General features: G+C 65.9%; 17 protein-coding genes. 8 read left to right on the top strand and 9 right to left on the bottom strand.

The genetic code is table 11. The features are described 5' to 3' along the window. Positions 1-9: 9 nt before the first annotated feature. From GRI62_RS06125 to radA, 3 genes are read right to left on the bottom strand one after another with little or no spacing between them, the layout of a single operon-like run. Entirely contained in the window at positions 10-441 is a 432-nt protein-coding gene (locus tag GRI62_RS06125; RefSeq protein WP_131452490.1) for an iron-sulfur cluster assembly scaffold protein, read from the bottom strand. Continuing rightward, positions 438-977, bottom strand: a complete 540-nt coding sequence (locus GRI62_RS06120) for a CvpA family protein (protein ID WP_131452489.1) — start codon at positions 975-977, stop codon at positions 438-440. Before GRI62_RS06120 ends, GRI62_RS06125 begins: the two co-directional genes overlap by 4 nt. 12 nt (positions 978-989) lie before the next feature. Beyond that, positions 990-2,357 carry a DNA repair protein RadA gene (gene radA / locus GRI62_RS06115; protein WP_131452488.1) on the bottom strand — a complete coding sequence of 456 codons (1,368 nt, stop codon included), beginning with the start codon at positions 2,355-2,357 and terminating at the stop codon, positions 990-992. Positions 2,358-2,456: 99 nt separating this feature from the next. On the opposite strand from radA, the gene GRI62_RS06110 reads away from it, so the two are divergent. Beyond that, positions 2,457-4,769: a patatin-like protein gene (locus GRI62_RS06110; RefSeq protein WP_131452487.1), complete on the top strand. Its 2,313-nt coding sequence runs from the start codon at positions 2,457-2,459 to the stop codon at positions 4,767-4,769. Here the strand turns inward: GRI62_RS06110 and dnaJ are convergent. After that, entirely contained in the window at positions 4,766-5,881 is a 1,116-nt protein-coding gene (dnaJ, locus tag GRI62_RS06105; RefSeq protein WP_131452486.1) for a molecular chaperone DnaJ, read from the bottom strand. The two genes, GRI62_RS06110 and dnaJ, sit on opposite strands and share 4 nt — an antisense overlap. 72 nt (positions 5,882-5,953) lie before the next feature. Beyond that, positions 5,954-7,888, bottom strand: coding sequence for a molecular chaperone DnaK (gene dnaK / locus GRI62_RS06100; protein ID WP_131452485.1), 1,935 nt, complete (start codon positions 7,886-7,888; stop codon positions 5,954-5,956). 175 nt (positions 7,889-8,063) lie between these two features. On the opposite strand from dnaK, the gene GRI62_RS06095 reads away from it, so the two are divergent. The 3 genes from GRI62_RS06095 (at position 8,064) to GRI62_RS14460 (ending at position 10,179) form a co-directional block, all read left to right on the top strand. After that, the gene (locus GRI62_RS06095) at positions 8,064-8,591 is read left to right on the top strand and encodes a copper chaperone PCu(A)C (protein ID WP_131452484.1); all 528 of its coding nucleotides are present in this window, start codon (positions 8,064-8,066) and stop codon (positions 8,589-8,591) included. 149 nt (positions 8,592-8,740) lie between these two features. Beyond that, positions 8,741-9,088, top strand: a complete 348-nt coding sequence (locus GRI62_RS06090; protein WP_325063699.1) for a vgr related protein — start codon at positions 8,741-8,743, stop codon at positions 9,086-9,088. A 173-nt stretch (positions 9,089-9,261) separates the two neighbouring features. Continuing rightward, the gene (locus GRI62_RS14460) at positions 9,262-10,179 is read left to right on the top strand and encodes a peptidase (protein WP_188669327.1); all 918 of its coding nucleotides are present in this window, start codon (positions 9,262-9,264) and stop codon (positions 10,177-10,179) included. 66 nt (positions 10,180-10,245) lie between these two features. Here GRI62_RS14460 and GRI62_RS06080 read toward each other — a convergent pair whose 3' ends face one another. The 3 genes from GRI62_RS06080 to hrcA form a co-directional block, all read right to left on the bottom strand. Continuing rightward, a complete protein-coding gene (locus GRI62_RS06080; protein ID WP_131452482.1) occupies positions 10,246-10,536 on the bottom strand; it encodes a glycine zipper domain-containing protein in 291 nt (96 codons plus the stop codon). 67 nt (positions 10,537-10,603) lie between these two features. Next, positions 10,604-11,206, bottom strand: a complete 603-nt coding sequence (locus tag GRI62_RS06075; protein ID WP_131452481.1) for a nucleotide exchange factor GrpE — start codon at positions 11,204-11,206, stop codon at positions 10,604-10,606. A 10-nt stretch (positions 11,207-11,216) separates the two neighbouring features. After that, on the bottom strand, positions 11,217-12,260 hold the full coding sequence (hrcA, locus tag GRI62_RS06070) for a heat-inducible transcriptional repressor HrcA (protein WP_131452480.1): 1,044 nt from the start codon (positions 12,258-12,260) through the stop codon (positions 11,217-11,219). Positions 12,261-12,313: 53 nt separating this feature from the next. On the opposite strand from hrcA, the gene rph reads away from it, so the two are divergent. Genes rph through GRI62_RS06050 form a run of 4 tightly spaced genes read left to right on the top strand, consistent with a single transcriptional unit; the run spans position 12,314 to position 15,706 of the window. Next, complete coding sequence (gene rph / locus GRI62_RS06065; protein ID WP_131452479.1) at positions 12,314-13,027, top strand: ribonuclease PH; 714 nt, start codon at positions 12,314-12,316, stop codon at positions 13,025-13,027. Further along, on the top strand, positions 13,024-13,653 hold the full coding sequence (gene rdgB / locus GRI62_RS06060; RefSeq protein WP_131452478.1) for an RdgB/HAM1 family non-canonical purine NTP pyrophosphatase: 630 nt from the start codon (positions 13,024-13,026) through the stop codon (positions 13,651-13,653). The genes rph and rdgB overlap by 4 nt, the downstream gene beginning before the upstream one ends. 5 nt (positions 13,654-13,658) lie before the next feature. Then, complete coding sequence (hemW, locus tag GRI62_RS06055; protein WP_131452477.1) at positions 13,659-14,810, top strand: radical SAM family heme chaperone HemW; 1,152 nt, start codon at positions 13,659-13,661, stop codon at positions 14,808-14,810. Further along, on the top strand, positions 14,807-15,706 hold the full coding sequence (locus tag GRI62_RS06050; RefSeq protein WP_131452476.1) for a tyrosine recombinase XerC: 900 nt from the start codon (positions 14,807-14,809) through the stop codon (positions 15,704-15,706). The genes hemW and GRI62_RS06050 overlap by 4 nt, the downstream gene beginning before the upstream one ends. Here GRI62_RS06050 and GRI62_RS06045 read toward each other — a convergent pair. Continuing rightward, positions 15,703-16,317, bottom strand: coding sequence for a DedA family protein (locus GRI62_RS06045; RefSeq protein ID WP_131452475.1), 615 nt, complete (start codon positions 16,315-16,317; stop codon positions 15,703-15,705). The genes GRI62_RS06050 and GRI62_RS06045 overlap by 4 nt on opposite strands. Positions 16,318-16,319 lie beyond the last annotated feature (2 nt).

The raw sequence follows: 16,319 nt of genomic DNA, 5'->3' as shown, positions 1-16,319 counted from the left end.
CGCCGGGAACTAGCGGCTTGCAGGCACAGTGGAAAGAGCCGCAATCGCCGCCTTCCACGGCAGGACGATGGCACCGTGACGGCCGGGAAAGGCGCGGGCCGGCGCGATCAGCGCCATGTCCGGCCAGTCGGGCGCCTCACCCTCGCCGGCAAGCCAGCTTGCAATGGCATCATGTGCGGCGAGCAGGTCGGCGGCGCCGCGTCCGGTGACATGACGGGCAAACACCGCGGCGGCTGCCTGTCCGACGGCGCAGGCGCGCACCTGCATGCCGGTCCGTGTGATCCGCCCGTCATCGTCCAGCAGCAGGTCGAGCGCGATGGTCGATCCGCAGAAGGGCGAGCGCGCCTCGCCATGCAACGCCGCCTCGGGTATCGGCGGATAATTCGCCAGTTCGACCGCCGCTGCCAGCAATTGCGGCGTATAAAGCTTGTCGGTGCTCACTCGCCCGTCGCCGCGTCGGCTCCGCCATCCTCGTCGTCGGCCAGGTGCGCGCGGCGTTCAGCGATGATCTGCACCATGGCCCGCGATCCGGCGTCCACCAGCTGGTAGGTGCGCGCCTCTGCAATCCAGTCCGGCCTGCCGCGCGCGCCCCACACGGTGTCGTATCCCAGAACCAGCAGCGAAAAGGCGACGATCACGATGACGACGCCCTTCACCGCGCCAAAGCCGAAGCCCAGCACCCGGTCGATCGGGCCCAGCGTCGAACCGCGCGCGCTCTTGCCTGCGATGCGCGCGATCAGTTTCATCCCGGCGTAGGGGATCAGCAGCAGCAGCGCAAAGGCGAGGATGGCCGCGGTGACCGGCGAGCCCATGAAATCGAGAATGGCGGCGGTCAGATCGGTGTGCAGGTAACGAATGGCGAGCACCGCCAGGATCCAGGCGCCAAGCGACAGGACCTCCTGCACGAAACCGCGCATGAAACCGCCAACCGCGCCGACCCCCACGATCAGCAATACGATGATATCGAAACCCGTCATTCGGCCACCAAACTAGGTCGATGCCATCACCCGGTCAACGAGAGACGTGACGCTGCCGATGTCGCAATAGCGCAAACCCTTCACGTCCTGCCCGCCATCGACCGGCCCGAATGCGCGCCCGAAGCCCAATTTGGCTGCCTCGCGCTGGCGTAGCGAGGCATGGGCGACAGGCCGCACTTCGCCTGAGAGCGAGAGTTCGCCGAACCAGATGGCATCCTTGGACAGCGGCCGGTCCGCCAGTGCCGAGATCAGCGCGGCGGCCACGGCGAGATCGGCTGCCGGGTCCGACAGACGGTAACCGCCCGCGACGTTGAGATAGACTTCGGCGGTGGAAAAACTCAGGCCACATCGCGATTCGAGGACCGCCAGCAGCATGGCCAGGCGACCGCTGTCCCAGCCCACGACCGCGCGCCGCGGCGTGGCGCCCGATTGCAACCGCACGATCAGCGCCTGGATTTCCACCAGCACCGGCCGCGTCCCCTCCATGGCGGGAAACACGGCGCTGCCGGCGATAGGCTCGTCGCGGCCGGACAGGAACAGCGTGGACGGGTTGCTGACTTCGGCAAGACCGTGGCCTTCCATCGCGAACACGCCGATCTCGTCCACCGCGCCGAAGCGGTTCTTGAGGCTGCGCAAAATGCGATACTGGTGGCTGCGCTCGCCCTCGAAGCTCATCACCGTATCGACCATGTGTTCCAGCACGCGGGGGCCGGCGATATTGCCGTCCTTGGTCACGTGACCGACGAGCACGAGGCAGGTGCCGGTTTCCTTGGCGAAGCGGATCAGTTCAAAGGCGCTGGCGCGCACCTGGCTGACCGTGCCGGGCGCACCCTCGATCATGTCGGAGTGCATGGTCTGGATCGAATCGACGACCAGCAGATCGGGCGCGCTGCCCCTGCCAAGCGTGGTGAGAATATCGCGCACCGACGTTGCCGCGGCGAGCCGCAAACTGGCATCGGCGACGCCCAAACGCACGGCGCGCATCCGCACCTGGCCGGTCGCTTCCTCCCCGCTCACGTAGACCACGTCGCCCCCGCCCCTGGCAATGGAGGCCGCCGCCTGCAGCAGCAGGGTCGATTTACCGATGCCCGGCTCTCCACCCATCAGAATGGCCGATCCCGGCACCAGCCCGCCGCCCAGCGCGCGATCGAATTCGGCCACGCCGGTGGAGCGCCGGGCGAGCGGCTTGGTCGGCGCGTCGAGGCTTTCGAACTGGATCGCCCTGCCGCCACTGGCCAGGCTGTGCGCAGCGGCAAACTTGGTTTCCGGCGCCTCCTCCGTCAGCGTGTTCCACTCGCTGCAATCGGGGCACTGGCCCTGCCAGCGGGAGGAGACGCAGCCACATTCGGTGCAGACAAATCGTTTCTTGGGCTTGGCCATCCCCATCGGGACTAACGGGAACAGATGTGGAACACAAGAGGTGTTGAGAGGCGTGAGCGCACGCTTTCCCCGGCCCGCCCCATCTGCCACACCCTGGCCATGCGGCAGAAGGAATTGAGGATCGCGCTGGTCTGCTACGGAGGGGTCAGCCTCGCCGTGTACATGCATGGCGTCACCAAGGAGATCTGGAAGCTGACCCGCGCGAGCCGGGATTTCCACGCCGCCGCGCCTTCGACTGCTGCCGGGGTGGAACGGGTCTACCTCGCGCTGCTGCGCAAGATCGAGAATGAGGACGGCCTGCGCCTGCGGGTGCTGACCGACATTGTCACCGGTGCGAGCGCGGGCGGGATCAACGCCGTCTTTCTCGCCCAGGCCATCCATTCGGGCCACAGCCTCGAACCGCTCACCGAGCTCTGGCTGAAGAACGCGGATGTCGAGCAACTGGTGGCGGAGGAGGCGCGGCCCTGGTCGGACGTGGGGGCCAAGCCGTGGATGCGCCCCCTCGTGTGGTACCTGACAAACCGCCCGGGCAACGCGGTCAGTGAAAGCGTCTCCGTCGAAACCCGGCACGAGGTGCGGCGCAAGCTATCGGGCCTGGTGCGCGGGCGCTGGTTCGAACCGCCGTTTTCGGGTCTCGGCTTCACCCGCCTGCTTCACGACGCGCTGCAGGCGCTGGGTGAGGCGGGCGCGGACCATCCCCTGCTGCCGGCCGGGCATCCGCTCGACCTGCTGGTCACGGCCACCGACTATCGCGGCCACCGTGAGCGCCTGCGGCTCAATAGCCCGCCATTGGTCGAAGAGAGCGAGCACCGTATGCCGATCGGCTTTCGCGCGGCGACGCCCGCGACCGGCGGAAGCGATCTGGCGCACCTTAACGAACTGACCTTTGCCGCCCGCGCCACGGCCAGCTTTCCCGGCGCCTTCCCGCCCATGAGCGTGGCCGAAATCGACCGGGCATTCCCCGGCAGCTGGCCCGGCCGCGAGGCATTCCTGCGGCGGGTGATGCCAGCGCACGTCGACCAGGGAACGCTCGACCAGGTGGCGCTGATCGACGGTTCGGTGCTGGTGAACGCCCCGTTCGCGGGCGCGATGGCGGGCCTCGGCGCGCGGCCTGCCCAGCGCGAGGTGGACCGGCGTTTCGTCTACATCGACCCAACCCCTGCCCGCCGGACGCCAGCCAGCGGCGATAATCCGCGGCAGATCGGTTTCTTCTCCGCCATCGTCGGCTCGCTCTCCGCGATCCCCCGCGAACAGCCTATCCGCGACAACCTGGAAATGCTGGAGGCGCAATCGCGCGAGGCGCTGCGATTGCGGCGCATGGTGCAGGCGCTGCGGCCCGAGATCGAAGCCGCGGTAGAGCGTATCTTCGGGCGCACCCTGTTCCTCGACCGGCCCACGCCAGCGCGCCTCGCGAAGTGGCGTGCCAAGGCGCAGCAGGCGGCCGCCGAGGAAGCTGGTTACACCTTTCACGCCTATGCCCAGACCAAGGTAGCGGGCATCGTCGACCGCATTGCCGAACTGGCGCTGGCGGCGGGGACGTTCGAGACCAGGCCCGACCGCGCAGACGTGGCGGCGGCTCTGCGCGGTGAGGTGGAGAAGCGCGGGCTCGACACGCTTGGCGCGCCGCGCGGCGGCGCGAGCGAGGGGGCCATCGCCTTTCTCCGCGACCACGACATCGCCTTTCGCATCCGCCGCCTGCGCCTGCTTACCCGGCGGCTGTCACGCGAGTGGGACGCCGATCCTGACCTGGGCGATGATGGACTGGAGGCGGCGCGCGACGGCGTCTACCGCGCGCTGGCGCTGTATTTCAATCGCGAGGACTGGCGTAATCTTGGCGACGCCTTTCCCGCGCGGGCGGGTGCGGTGCTGAGGGAACCGGGCGCGCTGCTGGATGCGCTTGCCGCGGCGCGAGCGCTGCGAGATGCAGACGAGGAGGCCGAGCGCATCCTTTCCGCCACGATGGAGGCAATTCCCCGCGAGCTGCGCCGCCGGATGTTGCTCGCCTACCTGGGGTTTCCCTTCTACGACGTGACGACCCTGCCGCTGCTGCGAAACGAGGGCTTTACCGAGTTCGACCCGGTGAAGGTCGATCGCATCAGCCCCGAGGATGCGAGTGCCATTCGCACGGGGGGCACCGCGGCCACCCTGCGCGGAACCGAGTTCTTCAACTTCGGCGCCTTCTTCAGCCGCGCCTATCGCGAAAACGATTACTTGTGGGGCCGCCTGCACGGGGCAGAGCGGATGATCGATCTCGTCTGCTCGACGGTGCCGGGCGGTTTCGACGAGACCGTCTGCCTCAGCTTCAAGCGCGACGCCTTTCTGGCGATCTGCGACGAGGAGCTGGACCGCAGGCTGTGCGATCCCGCCATGGTGAAACGCCTGCGTGACGAGGTCGTGGCCAAGCTTGGCTAGGCTCCGAACACGTCCTTGATCTTTTCGAAGAACCCTCGGCTTTCCGGGCACTCGTCGCCTGTCTCGGTCTCCCGGAATTCGCGCAACAATTCTTTTTGCCGGGCGCTGAGCCTGGTCGGCGTCTCGACCATGACTTCGACCACCAGTTCCCCTCTGCCACGGCCTTGCAGTACGGGCATTCCGGCGCCGCGCTTGCGCAGCTGCTTGCCCGACTGGATGCCGGCGGGGATCTCGATGACGTTGACCTCACCGTCGAGGCCGGGGATCTCGATCGTATCTCCTAGCGCGGCGGTAGTGAAGCTGAGGGGAACGCGCGTGAACAGCGACGTGCCCTCGCGTTCGAAAACCTTGTGCGGCTTGACGTGCATGAAGATGTACAGATCGCCCGCCGGCGCGCCGCGCGGCCCGGCCTCGCCCTTGCCCGACAGGCGGATGCGCGTGCCGTTGTCGACGCCCGGCGGCACCTCCACCGCGTAGGTCTGCTCGCGGTCGACCCGCCCCTCGCCCCGGCAATCGCGGCAAGGGCTCTCGATCACCTGCCCTGCCCCGTGACAATTGGGACATGGCCGTTCGATCACGAAGAAGCCCTGCTTGGCGCGCACCTTGCCCGCACCGTGGCACAGCTCGCATCGGCGGCTGCCGGTGCCGGGCGTCGCGCCGGTGCCAGTGCAGGTGTCGCAGGTTGTCGAAACCTCGACCTCGATATCGGTCTGCTTGCCGTGAAATGCCTCTTCCAGCGTGATCTGCATGTCATAGCGCAGGTCCGCGCCCCGGCGGGGGCGAGCCCGGCCGCCTGCCGCCTGTCCGGCAAAGGCACTGCCAAAGATGGTTTCGAAGATATCGCCGATATCGCCGAAATCGGCCGAGCCCGGTCCGCCGCCCTGCTGAAAGGCGGCATGGCCATAGCGATCATACGCCGCGCGCTTTTGCGGATCCTTCAGCACCTCGTAGGCGGCGCTGCATACCTTGAACTGGTTTTCGGCTTCGGCATCGCCCGGATTGCGATCCGGGTGAAACTTCATGGCCATCTTGCGATAGGCGGACTTGATCGTCGCGCCATCGGCCGTGCGCTCGACACCGAGCACTTCGTAGAAATCGATTTCAGCAGACATAGGCGATCCCCCAAACGGTTCCGCCACCGGCGCTGTTCGCGACGGTGGCGGTTTCGTTGTCCATCGGGATGATTATCCCTTGTTCTCTTCGTCGACTTCGGTGAACTCGGCCTCGACCACGTCCTCGTTGGCGGACGTGTCTTCGGCGGAGCTCGCAGCCGCATCAGCAGAGGCTGCGGAGCCCGCGTCCTGTTCCTGCTGATAAATCGCCTGGCCCATCTTCATCGCGACTTCGGTGAGCTTCTGGCTCTTGTCCTTCATCGCGTCGATGTCCTCGCCTTCCAGCGCGGTCTTGGCCTCGGCCACGGCACTCTCGATCTCGGACTTGAGACTGGCGTCGATCTTGTCGCCGTTATCGGCAAGCTGCTTTTCGGTGGCATGGACCATGCTGTCGAGCCCATTGCGAACCTCGGCTGCCTCGCGGCGCTTCTTGTCCTCGTCGGCGAACTTCTCGGCATCCTGCACCATCTGGTCGATGTCGGAATCGGAGAGACCACCCGAGGCCTGGATCTTGATCTGCTGTTCCTTGCCGGTGCCCTTGTCCTTGGCATTGACGTTCACGATGCCGTTGGCGTCGATGTCGAAGGTCACCTCGATCTGCGGCACCCCGCGCGGAGCAGGCGGAATGCCGACAAGGTCGAACTGGCCAAGCATCTTGTTGTCCGCCGCCATTTCCCGCTCGCCCTGGAAGACGCGGATGGTGACCGCGTTCTGGTTGTCCTCGGCAGTGGAATAGACCTGCGTCTTCTTGGTCGGGATCGTGGTGTTGCGGTCGATCATGCGGGTGAACACGCCGCCCAGGGTCTCGATACCGAGCGACAGCGGCGTCACGTCGAGCAGCAGCACGTCCTTGACGTCGCCCTGCAACACGCCCGCCTGGATGGCCGCGCCCATGGCTACGACCTCGTCGGGGTTCACACCGGTGTGCGGCTTGGAGCCGAAGAACTCCTCCACCACTTCACGCACCTTCGGCATACGCGTCATGCCGCCGACCAGGATAACCTCGTCGATCTCGGTCTTGGAGACGCCGGCATCGGTCAGTGCCTTCTTGCAAGGTTCCAGCGTGCGCTTGATCAGGTCGCCGACCAACTGCTCCAGCTTGGAACGGGTCAGCGTTTCGACCAGGTGCAGCGGGGTGGACGAACCACCTTCCATGCGGGCGGTAATGAAGGGCAGGTTGACCTCGGTCTGGGCCGAGCTGGACAGCTCGATCTTGGCCTTTTCCGCGGCTTCCTTCAGGCGCTGAAGAGCGAGCTTGTCGGTCTTCAGGTCCATGTTTTCCTTCTTCTTGAACTCGGCCGCCAGATACTCGACGATCACGCCGTCAAAATCCTCGCCGCCGAGGAAGGTATCGCCGTTGGTCGACTTCACCTCGAACACGCCGTCGCCGATCTCCAGGATGGAGATGTCGAACGTGCCGCCGCCGAGATCGTAGACGGCGATGGTCTTGCCGTCGTTCTTGTCCATGCCATAGGCCAGCGCGGCCGCGGTCGGCTCGTTGATGATGCGCTCGACCTCAAGCCCGGCAATCTGGCCGGCGTCCTTGGTCGCCTGGCGCTGCGCGTCGTTGAAGTAGGCAGGCACGGTGATCACGGCCTTGGAGACCGTCTCGCCAAGATAGCTCTCGGCGGTTTCCTTCATCTTCTGCAGGATGAAGGCGGAAATCTGGCTGGGCGAATAGTCCTCGCCGCCGGCCTCGACCCAGGCGTCGCCGTTCTTGCCCTTGACGATGTCATAGGGGACGAGGTCCATGTCCTTCTTGGTGGTAGGATCGTCGAACCGGCGGCCGATCAGGCGCTTGATGGCGAACAGGGTGTTGTCGGGATTGGTTACGGCCTGGCGCTTGGCAGGCTGGCCGATAAGGCGCTCACCATCCTTGGTGAAGGCGACGATGGAAGGCGTGGTGCGCGCGCCTTCGGAATTCTCGATGACCTTGGGCTTGCCCCCCTCCATCACCGAAACGCAGCTGTTGGTGGTGCCGAGGTCGATACCGATAATCTTGCTCATTTACGTTCCCATTCTCTTTACTGTTGGACGCTGCGCATTCGGTTTCCCGTCCCTTGGCGAAACCGGTCGGCAGCTCGGATAAAGCTGTGTAACGAGGCGGGATATAGGGCTGCTTTGGCTTGGCACAAGAGACCTGCCCGGCTAGAAAATCGCCACTGTCCACTGGGGGTACACCATGACCAAGACGCCGTTTTTCGCCACGCTTTCGCTCGCCGCCGCCGCGCTGACGCTCGCTTCCTGCAGCGAGGAACCGGCGCCCGAGGTGGCCGACGCCGCTGCCGACGGTGATTGCGTTGCCGGGATCGCGGTGACCGATGGATGGCTCTCGCTCCCGGGCGTCGCGGGCAATCCCGCCGCCGCCTATTTCACCATCACCAACACGGGCACCCAGCCCTGGACGATCCGCGGCGCGGACCTGCTGGGTGCGCAAGGCGCCATGCTGCATGAAACGTCGGAATGGAGCCGGCAGGAAGACATGCAGGAACTGGTCCAGCAGTCCGTCGAACCAGGCGAGACCCTGGCCTTCGCCCCGGGCGGCAAGCACGTGATGGTCATGGGTCTGCCGGCAGACATGGTGGCCGGCGGTCAGGGAGAGATTACCCTTACCGACGTGCGCGGCGACAAGTGCAGCTTCCCGGTCGAGATCCGCGCGCCCGGCGATGCGCCGGAAACGACAGCCACGGCAGAAAACGCCGCCGGGTGAGCGAAGCGGCGCAATCCTGCCCGGTCGGAGGGGAGCGCAAGCTGAGTGCGGGCGAGGTCGCACTCGCCCGCACCATGTTCGGCGATGCAATCGTATATGAAAAGGTCACCATCCGGCGGAAGAAATGGGCTTTCTTCCAGCCCCGACGCGTGACCATGGCGCCCCGTGGGCACATTCATTTCCATCCGCTGGCGACCGCCTACTGCGACGATTTCACGCAGGTATCCCTGCGCCGACAAGGGCTTTTCATCCACGAGATGACCCACGTCTGGCAGACGCAGACGCGGGGTGACTGGTATCTGGTTACCCACCGTATGCCCTGGGCGCGTTATGACTACGCCCTGAAGCCGGACCGGAAGCTGGAGCAGTACGGTATCGAGCAACAGGCGCGCATCGTCGAGCATGCTTTCCTGCTGCGGAACGGGCTTACGCTCGCAGGCGTGGCCGACGTGGCAGCTTATGATGCGCTGGTAAACTTCCCCGGGGCGACCGGGTAGCTGATCTGGACCGGCGCCACCCGTTCTCGCGGGGTGACTTGACGCAATGTGTTTGTCGCCTACACCTTGATCAGGCTGGGCGGAAGCAAGGGGGCGTTCAGGCAGATGGGCTCATGGCTCAACGCATCGGGTCGCACCGCTAGGTCTTGATTGACTTATTCAGGGGGACTTTCATGAAAAGATTCGGATTTTTCGCAGCCTTCGGTGCCAGCGCGCTCGGGTTAGTTACGCCGGCCCTGGCGCAAGACCGGTCGGCGACGCCTAATTACGGCACCGTTCGGCTCAATCCCGGTTTTTCCAACGATCCGTACATCGTCAACGTCAATTCGGGCGGCACGATCGAGGCGACCGGCATTTCGGGCGACTGCCGGGGATACATTTCCAACGCGCCCGACGTCCGCCTGAACTACGGTTCTGGCAGCGGCACACTGCCGCTCATCATCGGGGCCCAGTCCGATTACGATACGACGCTGGTCATCAACGCGCCAGATGGCTCGTGGTATTGCGATGACGATCGCGGCGCCGGCGTCGATCCGCTGATCCGCTTTCATCAGCCGATGGCCGGGCAGTATGCGATCTGGGTCGGCACCTATGGGGGGTCGGACAATTACGAAGCATCGCTCGTCATAACCGAACGCGAATCCTCTCTGCCGGATGACGAGGCGGTGGATACATCCGGCCCGCAGCCCATGCCGAACCCTGGCGGCGGCACCTACGGCAGCGTCAGCCTGAGCGGCGGGTTCTCGCCCGACCCGTACATGGTGCGGGTGCAATCGGGCGGCGACTACGCGGCATCCAACTTCAGCAGCGACTGCACCGGGTACATTGCCAGCAATCCCGATTTCCAGCTCAATTACCGCGCCAGTTCCTTCCCGCTCTACATTTCCGCCGACGCGATGGCCGACACCACGTTGGTGGTGCGTGCGCCCAACGGCAGATATTATTGCGATGACGACAGCGGCGAAGGCAACAACCCGCGCGTGTGGATGGAAACGCCCATGAGCGGACAGTATGATATCTGGGTCGGCACCTACGGCAACAGCGAGATGCACGCGGCCGAACTCAACATTTCGGAACTTTACAGCGAGTAAGGGTGAAACTCACCAAACGAACGGGCTCGCCGGCATTGCCTGGCGGGCCCGTTTCGATTCAGCCGGTCAGAAATACCGGCGGTAGCGGTCGTCGCTCCGGCAGTCGTCGTCCACATATCGGCCATCGTAATAATAGCCGTCGCAGTCGTCATCCTTGTCGGAAACGTAGCCGACCACGGCGCCCACGGCCGCGCCTGCGAGGGCATAGGTGGTGATGTCCTGATCGGTGATCGCAGCCACGGCCGCACCCGCGGCGGCGCCTGCAAGACCGCCCTCGACGGCATAATTCTGGGCGCAGCCGCCAAGGCCGAAGGCGGACGCTACCAGCGCGGGTGCAATCAACATCTTGCTTGTCATCGGTTCTCTCCGTTTGCCCCCGCTGGAAGGAAAACGGATCAAACCGGGCGCCGTTCCGACGCTGGCGTCAATCGGGCTTGCGCGCAACGCCGACCATGCTCGGCCGCAACAGACGGTCGCGGATCATGTAGCCCGCCTGCATTTCCTGCACGATCGTTCCCGGCTCCACGTCGTTGGATGGAAGTTCCAGCATGGCCTGATGCTGGTTCGGGTCGAGCGGCAGGCCCATCGCGGCAATGCGGGTGATACCTTGCTGGGCGAATACCTTTTCGAGCTCGCGCTGGGTCGCCTCGATCCCGGCGACCAGGCCGCGGAACTTGTCGTCCTCGCGCAGTTCGACCGGCACGGCGTCGATGGCACGGGCAAGGTTGTCGGCAACGCTCAGCACGTCGCGGGCAAAGCCGGTCGCGGCATAGTTGCGGGCATCCTGGACATCACGCTCCATCCGGCGGCGCTGGTTCTGCGCTTCGGCCTTGGCATAGAGCGTTTCCTGCCTCGCCGTCTCCAGATCGGCGCGCAGCGATGCGAGCGCATCCTCAACGCTCTCGTCGTCGTCGTCGTCAGCGTCGGACAGGAATTCCTCGGGCACACCGTCGAGTTCGCGCGCGACTTCCGCATCGCGGTCCACATCCATGTCCTGGCCGTTTTCGGCCGTCTCGTTATCCGTCATTGCTACCTGTCTATCCGATGATCCTGCCCAGTGATCGGGCGGTGAAATCCACGATGGGCACGACGCGCGCGTAATTCAACCGCGTTGGCCCGATTACGCCCAGTACGCCCACCACCTTGCCCTCGCGGTCACGATAGGGCGAGGCGATGACCGAGGAACCGGAGAGCGCGAACAGGCGGTTCTCCGCCCCGATAAAGATGCGCGCCGATTCGGCTTCGCGGGCGGAATCAAGCAATTCGGCAACGCTCTGCTTGTTCTCAAGGTCGTCGATCAGGGAGCGGACACGCTCGATATCGGTCAACGCGGTCTCGTCCAGCAGGTTGAAAGCGCCGCGCACGATCAGCACGGGGCGCCGGGTGGCATCTTCGCTCCAGGTGGCGATGCCGGCCTCCACAAGCTGACGCCCGGCTTCATCCAGAGCGCTGCGACCCGAGGCGATCTCCGCCTGCATCGCCCGCGCCGCCTCCGCCAGTGTGCGCCCGGCCAGCCGCGCGGTAATGTAATTGCCGGCCTCGGCCAGGCTGGTGGCGGAGGCGCCCTGCCCCAGATCGAGCACGCGGTTTTCTATGCCACCATCCTGCCCCACCAGCACCGCCAGCGCCCGCGTTTCGTCCAGCGCCACGATCCGCATCTGGGCAAGGCGTGGCTCCCGCCGCGGCACCATCACCATGCCCGCCGCGCCGGATATTTCCGAGAGAATGGCGCTGGTCTTCTCCAGCGCGCTCTCGATCGGTCCGGGCTGACTGATCTGGTGCTCGATCGCGGCTCGCTCGCCCGCGGACGGTTCGGCCACCTGCATGATGCCGTCGACGAACAGGCGCAGGCCGCTCTCGGTCGGCATTCGTCCGGCGCTGGTGTGCGGCGCGGCGAGCAGGCCCAGCATCTCCAGCTCGCTCAACACGGAGCGAATCGATGCCGGCGACAGGTTGACCGCCCCGCTCTGCGCCAGTGCCTTCGACCCCACCGGCTGCCCGCTGGCGAGGTAATCCTCCACCACCAGGCGAAAGATATCGCGCGCGCGCAAGGTCAGATCGGTGATGGTCGGGGAAGCCATGACAAGACCCACTCTAGGCGCTACGGCCCGCATCGCAATATCTGGAGACATTCATGCGACCTTCCGGCCGTGCGCCTGACGAAATGCGCGCTATCACTATCGAGACCGGCTTTACCAAGCACGCCGAGGGCAGCTGCCTGATCAGCTTTGGCGACACGCGGGTGCTGTGCACCGCCAGCGTCGAGAACAGCGTGCCGCCGTGGATGCGCAACAAGGGCCGCGGGTGGGTGACCGGCGAATATTCGATGCTCCCTCGCGCCACGCATACCCGCGGCAGCCGCGAGGCGGCGCGCGGCAAGCAGAGTGGGCGGACGCAGGAAATCCAGCGGCTTATCGGGCGCAGCTTGCGCTCGGTGGTCGATCTGGAGAAGCTCGGCGAACGGCAGATCACGCTCGATTGCGACGTGTTGCAGGCCGATGGCGGCACCCGCACCGCGTCCATTTCGGGCGCATGGGTGGCGCTGCGCCTGGCGGTGAACGGCCTCATGGCATCGGGCGCGCTGAAGGCCGACCCGATCACCGCCAAGATCGCCGCGGTATCCTGCGGGATTCACCAGGGCACGCCGGTCCTCGATCTCGATTACATCGAGGATTCCAATGCCGATGCCGATGCGAATTTCGTGCTGATCGAAGGCGGCCAGATTGCCGAGGCGCAGGTCACCGCAGAAGGTGCGACCTATGACGAGGAAGGGCTGCTTCGTCTCCTCCGGCTCGCCCAGATGGGCTGTGCGGAGATCTTCCGGGCGCAGGACGCAGCGGTCAGGTGACCCGGGCGCTCGGTTCCGGCAAGCTGGTGATCGCCACGCACAACGCCGGCAAGCTGCGGGAGATTTCCGCCCTGCTCGCGCCGCACGGGGTGGATTGCGTATCGGCCGGCGCGCTTGGCTTGCCCGAACCGGCGGAAACGGGGCGCACGTTCGTTGCCAATGCGCTGATCAAGGCGCGCGCGGCGGCGGAGGCTTCGGGCCTCCCCGCCCTTGCCGACGACAGTGGCCTGTCGGTCGAGGCACTGGGCGGGCGGCCCGGCGTCTACACCGCCGACTGGGCCGAGCGGCAATGGTTCGAGGGCGATCCGGGGCGCGACTGGTACATGGCCATGGGCAAGGTGGAGGGGCTGCTGCAGCAGCAGGGGCCGGACACGTCGCGGGCCTGTGCCTTTCACTGCGTGCTCGCGCTGGCCTGGCCAGACGGCGAGCACGCGATCTACGAGGGCACGGTTGCCGGGCAGTTCACCTGGCCGCCGCGCGGCGATCTGGGCTTCGGCTACGACCCGGCCTTCGTGCCCGAGGGGCGTGAGCATACCTTCGCTGAGATCGACCCTTCCGAAAAGCACGGCATCAGTCACCGCGCCAACGCCTTTGCCAAGCTCAGGGCCGACCAGTTCGGCGCCTGATCCGCATGGCCCGCGCCCTCTACATCCACTGGCCGTTCTGCCTCGCCAAATGCCCGTACTGCGATTTCAATTCGCACGTCCGCGAGGTCGTGGACGTGGCAGCCTGGCAGGCGGCCTTGCTGGCAGACCTGCGGCACGAGGCGGAAAGGGCGGGCGGTGAAAGGCTCGAATCGATCTTCTTCGGTGGCGGCACGCCGTCGCTGATGCCGCCGGCGCTGGTCGCCGCGCTGCTGGCCGAGGTGGAGAGGCTGTGGGGCTTTGCACCTGACATCGAAATCACGCTGGAGGCCAATCCCAGCTCGGTCGAGGCGGCGAAGTTCGCTGACCTTGCGGCGGCGGGCGTGAACCGCACCTCGCTCGGCCTGCAATCGCTGGAGGATGAAGCCCTGCGCTTCCTTGGCCGGCTGCACGACGCGCGCGAAGGGCTGGCCGCGTTGGAGGTGGCGCAGCGGGTGTTCGGACGCGTCAGTTTCGACCTGATCTATGCCCTTCCCGGCCAGAACGTGGACGACTGGGACAAGCAACTGACCCGTGCGCTTGGCCTGGGCACCGGGCACCTCTCGCTCTACCAATTGACGATAGAGCCCGGCACCCGTTTTGCCACCGATGTCCGTCTGGGCGGTTTTACGCCGCTGGATGATGACGCGGCGGCGGACCTTTTCACGCTGACCCGCGAAACTGCGACCGCGGCGGGCCTTCCGGCCTACGAGATCAGCAACCATGCCCGCGCGGGCGAAGAAAGCCGGCACAACCTCGCCTACTGGCGCTATCGCGACTACGCCGGCATCGGCCCCGGCGCGCACGGACGGCGCGGCGGTCTTGCCACGCTGCGACACAAGAAACCCGAGAACTGGCTGTCCGCCGTAGGGCGCAACGGCCACGGGTTGCAGGAAGAACGCGCACTCGGCGCGGCAGAGCAGGCGAGCGAGGCGCTGCTGATGGGCCTGCGCCTGGCAGAAGGCATCGACATCGCAGCGCTCGCCGGGCGCTTCGGTATGGCGAGAGACAGGCTGATCGACCCGGATCAGCTCGAGCACCTGTGTGCGATCGGCCTTGCGTGGCGCGCAGGGGAACGGCTTGGCGTGACCGAGCAGGGCATGCCGCTGCTCGATGCCATCCTGCCGCGCCTCGTCGCAGACGCGCTCGTCACGGCATGAGCGAGGCCGCCGACCTGCTCGAGCAGTGGCGCCATCATCTCGCCATCGGGCAACGTCGCTCTCCCCACACGGTGCGGGCCTACGTCGCCACCGCGGCGCGGCTGCTGACACGCTGGGACGCGCCCGACTGGCAGCAGGTTGCCGCCCTCACCACGCGCGATCTGCGGGGGCAGCTTGCCGCCCGGCGCGCCGAAAGTCTGTCGAACGCGTCGGCGGCGCGCGAACTGTCCGCGCTAAAGGTTTTCGTCACCTACGCCCGCGAACAGGCGGGCGCCGATGCAGGTAGCGAGCCGCGCCTTCGCGGGCCGCGCATCAAGAAGGGCCTCCCCCGCCCGGTCACGCCGGACGAAGCGGCCAACCTTGCCGCCGTCGTTGCCGAAAGCGCCGCCGAGGACTGGATCGGCAAGCGCGACGTGGCGGTGCTGTTGCTGATGTACGGCGCGGGCCTGCGCATTGCCGAGTCCTTGTCGCTCAAGGCAGAAGATCTGCCATTGAGCGAAACGCTGATGGTCACCGGCAAGGGGAACAAACAACGGCTCGTCCCGCTGCTGCCGGTAGTGCGAGAGGCGGTGGCGGCCTACGCCGTCGCCTGTCCCTGGCCCCTTGAACGGGGACAACCGCTGTTCCGCGGGGCCAAGGGTGGGCCGCTAGGCCAGGGCATGGTGCAAAAGGCGATGGCGCGGGCGCGAAAGGCGCTCGGCCTGCCCGATACCGCCACGCCCCATGCGCTGCGCCACAGCTTCGCGACGCATTTGCTGGGCGCGGGCGCCGACCTCAGGACCTTGCAGGAACTGCTGGGTCATGCCAGCCTTGGCTCGACGCAGATCTACACGAAAGTCGACGCGGCCGCGCTGCTCGATGCGTATCGCGGAGCGCACCCACGGGAACGGGACTAGTCCGCCGATCGCTTCTCCCGCGGCACCCAGGTAATTACCCGCCAGATGTAGAAGATGATGCCCAGCCCGATCAGGCCCAGGATGATCCAGGCAAGGATTTCCTGCGAATCCTCCAGATAGCTGCCTAGCCACTGCCCGCCCTTTATCAGCAGCGCATTCCAGATCAGCGAGCCGGCAAAGGTGTAGCCGAAGAACTTCCACAGCCGCATGTGCGCAAGGCCTGCCGGCAGCGATACGATGGTGCGCAGAAAGGGCGAAAAGCGCAGGAAGAAGACCACCCAGTGACCCTTGCGAACGAAGAACAGCTGCGCCGTGACAATGTGCTCCCAGTCCAGCGTCAGCCAGCGGCCCCATCGCTCCACGAAAGGTTCGAGCCGCTCGAAGCCCCACTTGTCACCGATCCAGTACCAGAAATAATTGCCCGCCGTGGTGCCGAGCGTGCCGATCAGAAGCAGCGGCCAGAATTCCATCTTGCCCTGGTGGACGAGCAGGCCGCCCACCCCCATGATGACCTCGCTGGGCACGGGCGGAACGACGTTTTCCAATGCCATCAACAGGAAGATGCCGAGGTATCCGCCGCGCTGGATGAGGTCGATGATCAGATAGTCCATTC

Source organism: Aurantiacibacter arachoides (assembly GCF_009827335.1).
GTDB lineage: Bacteria > Pseudomonadota > Alphaproteobacteria > Sphingomonadales > Sphingomonadaceae > Alteraurantiacibacter > Alteraurantiacibacter arachoides.
The sequence above is the reverse complement of the archived record's forward strand: the minus strand, read 5'-3'. Positions and strand labels throughout refer to the sequence as shown.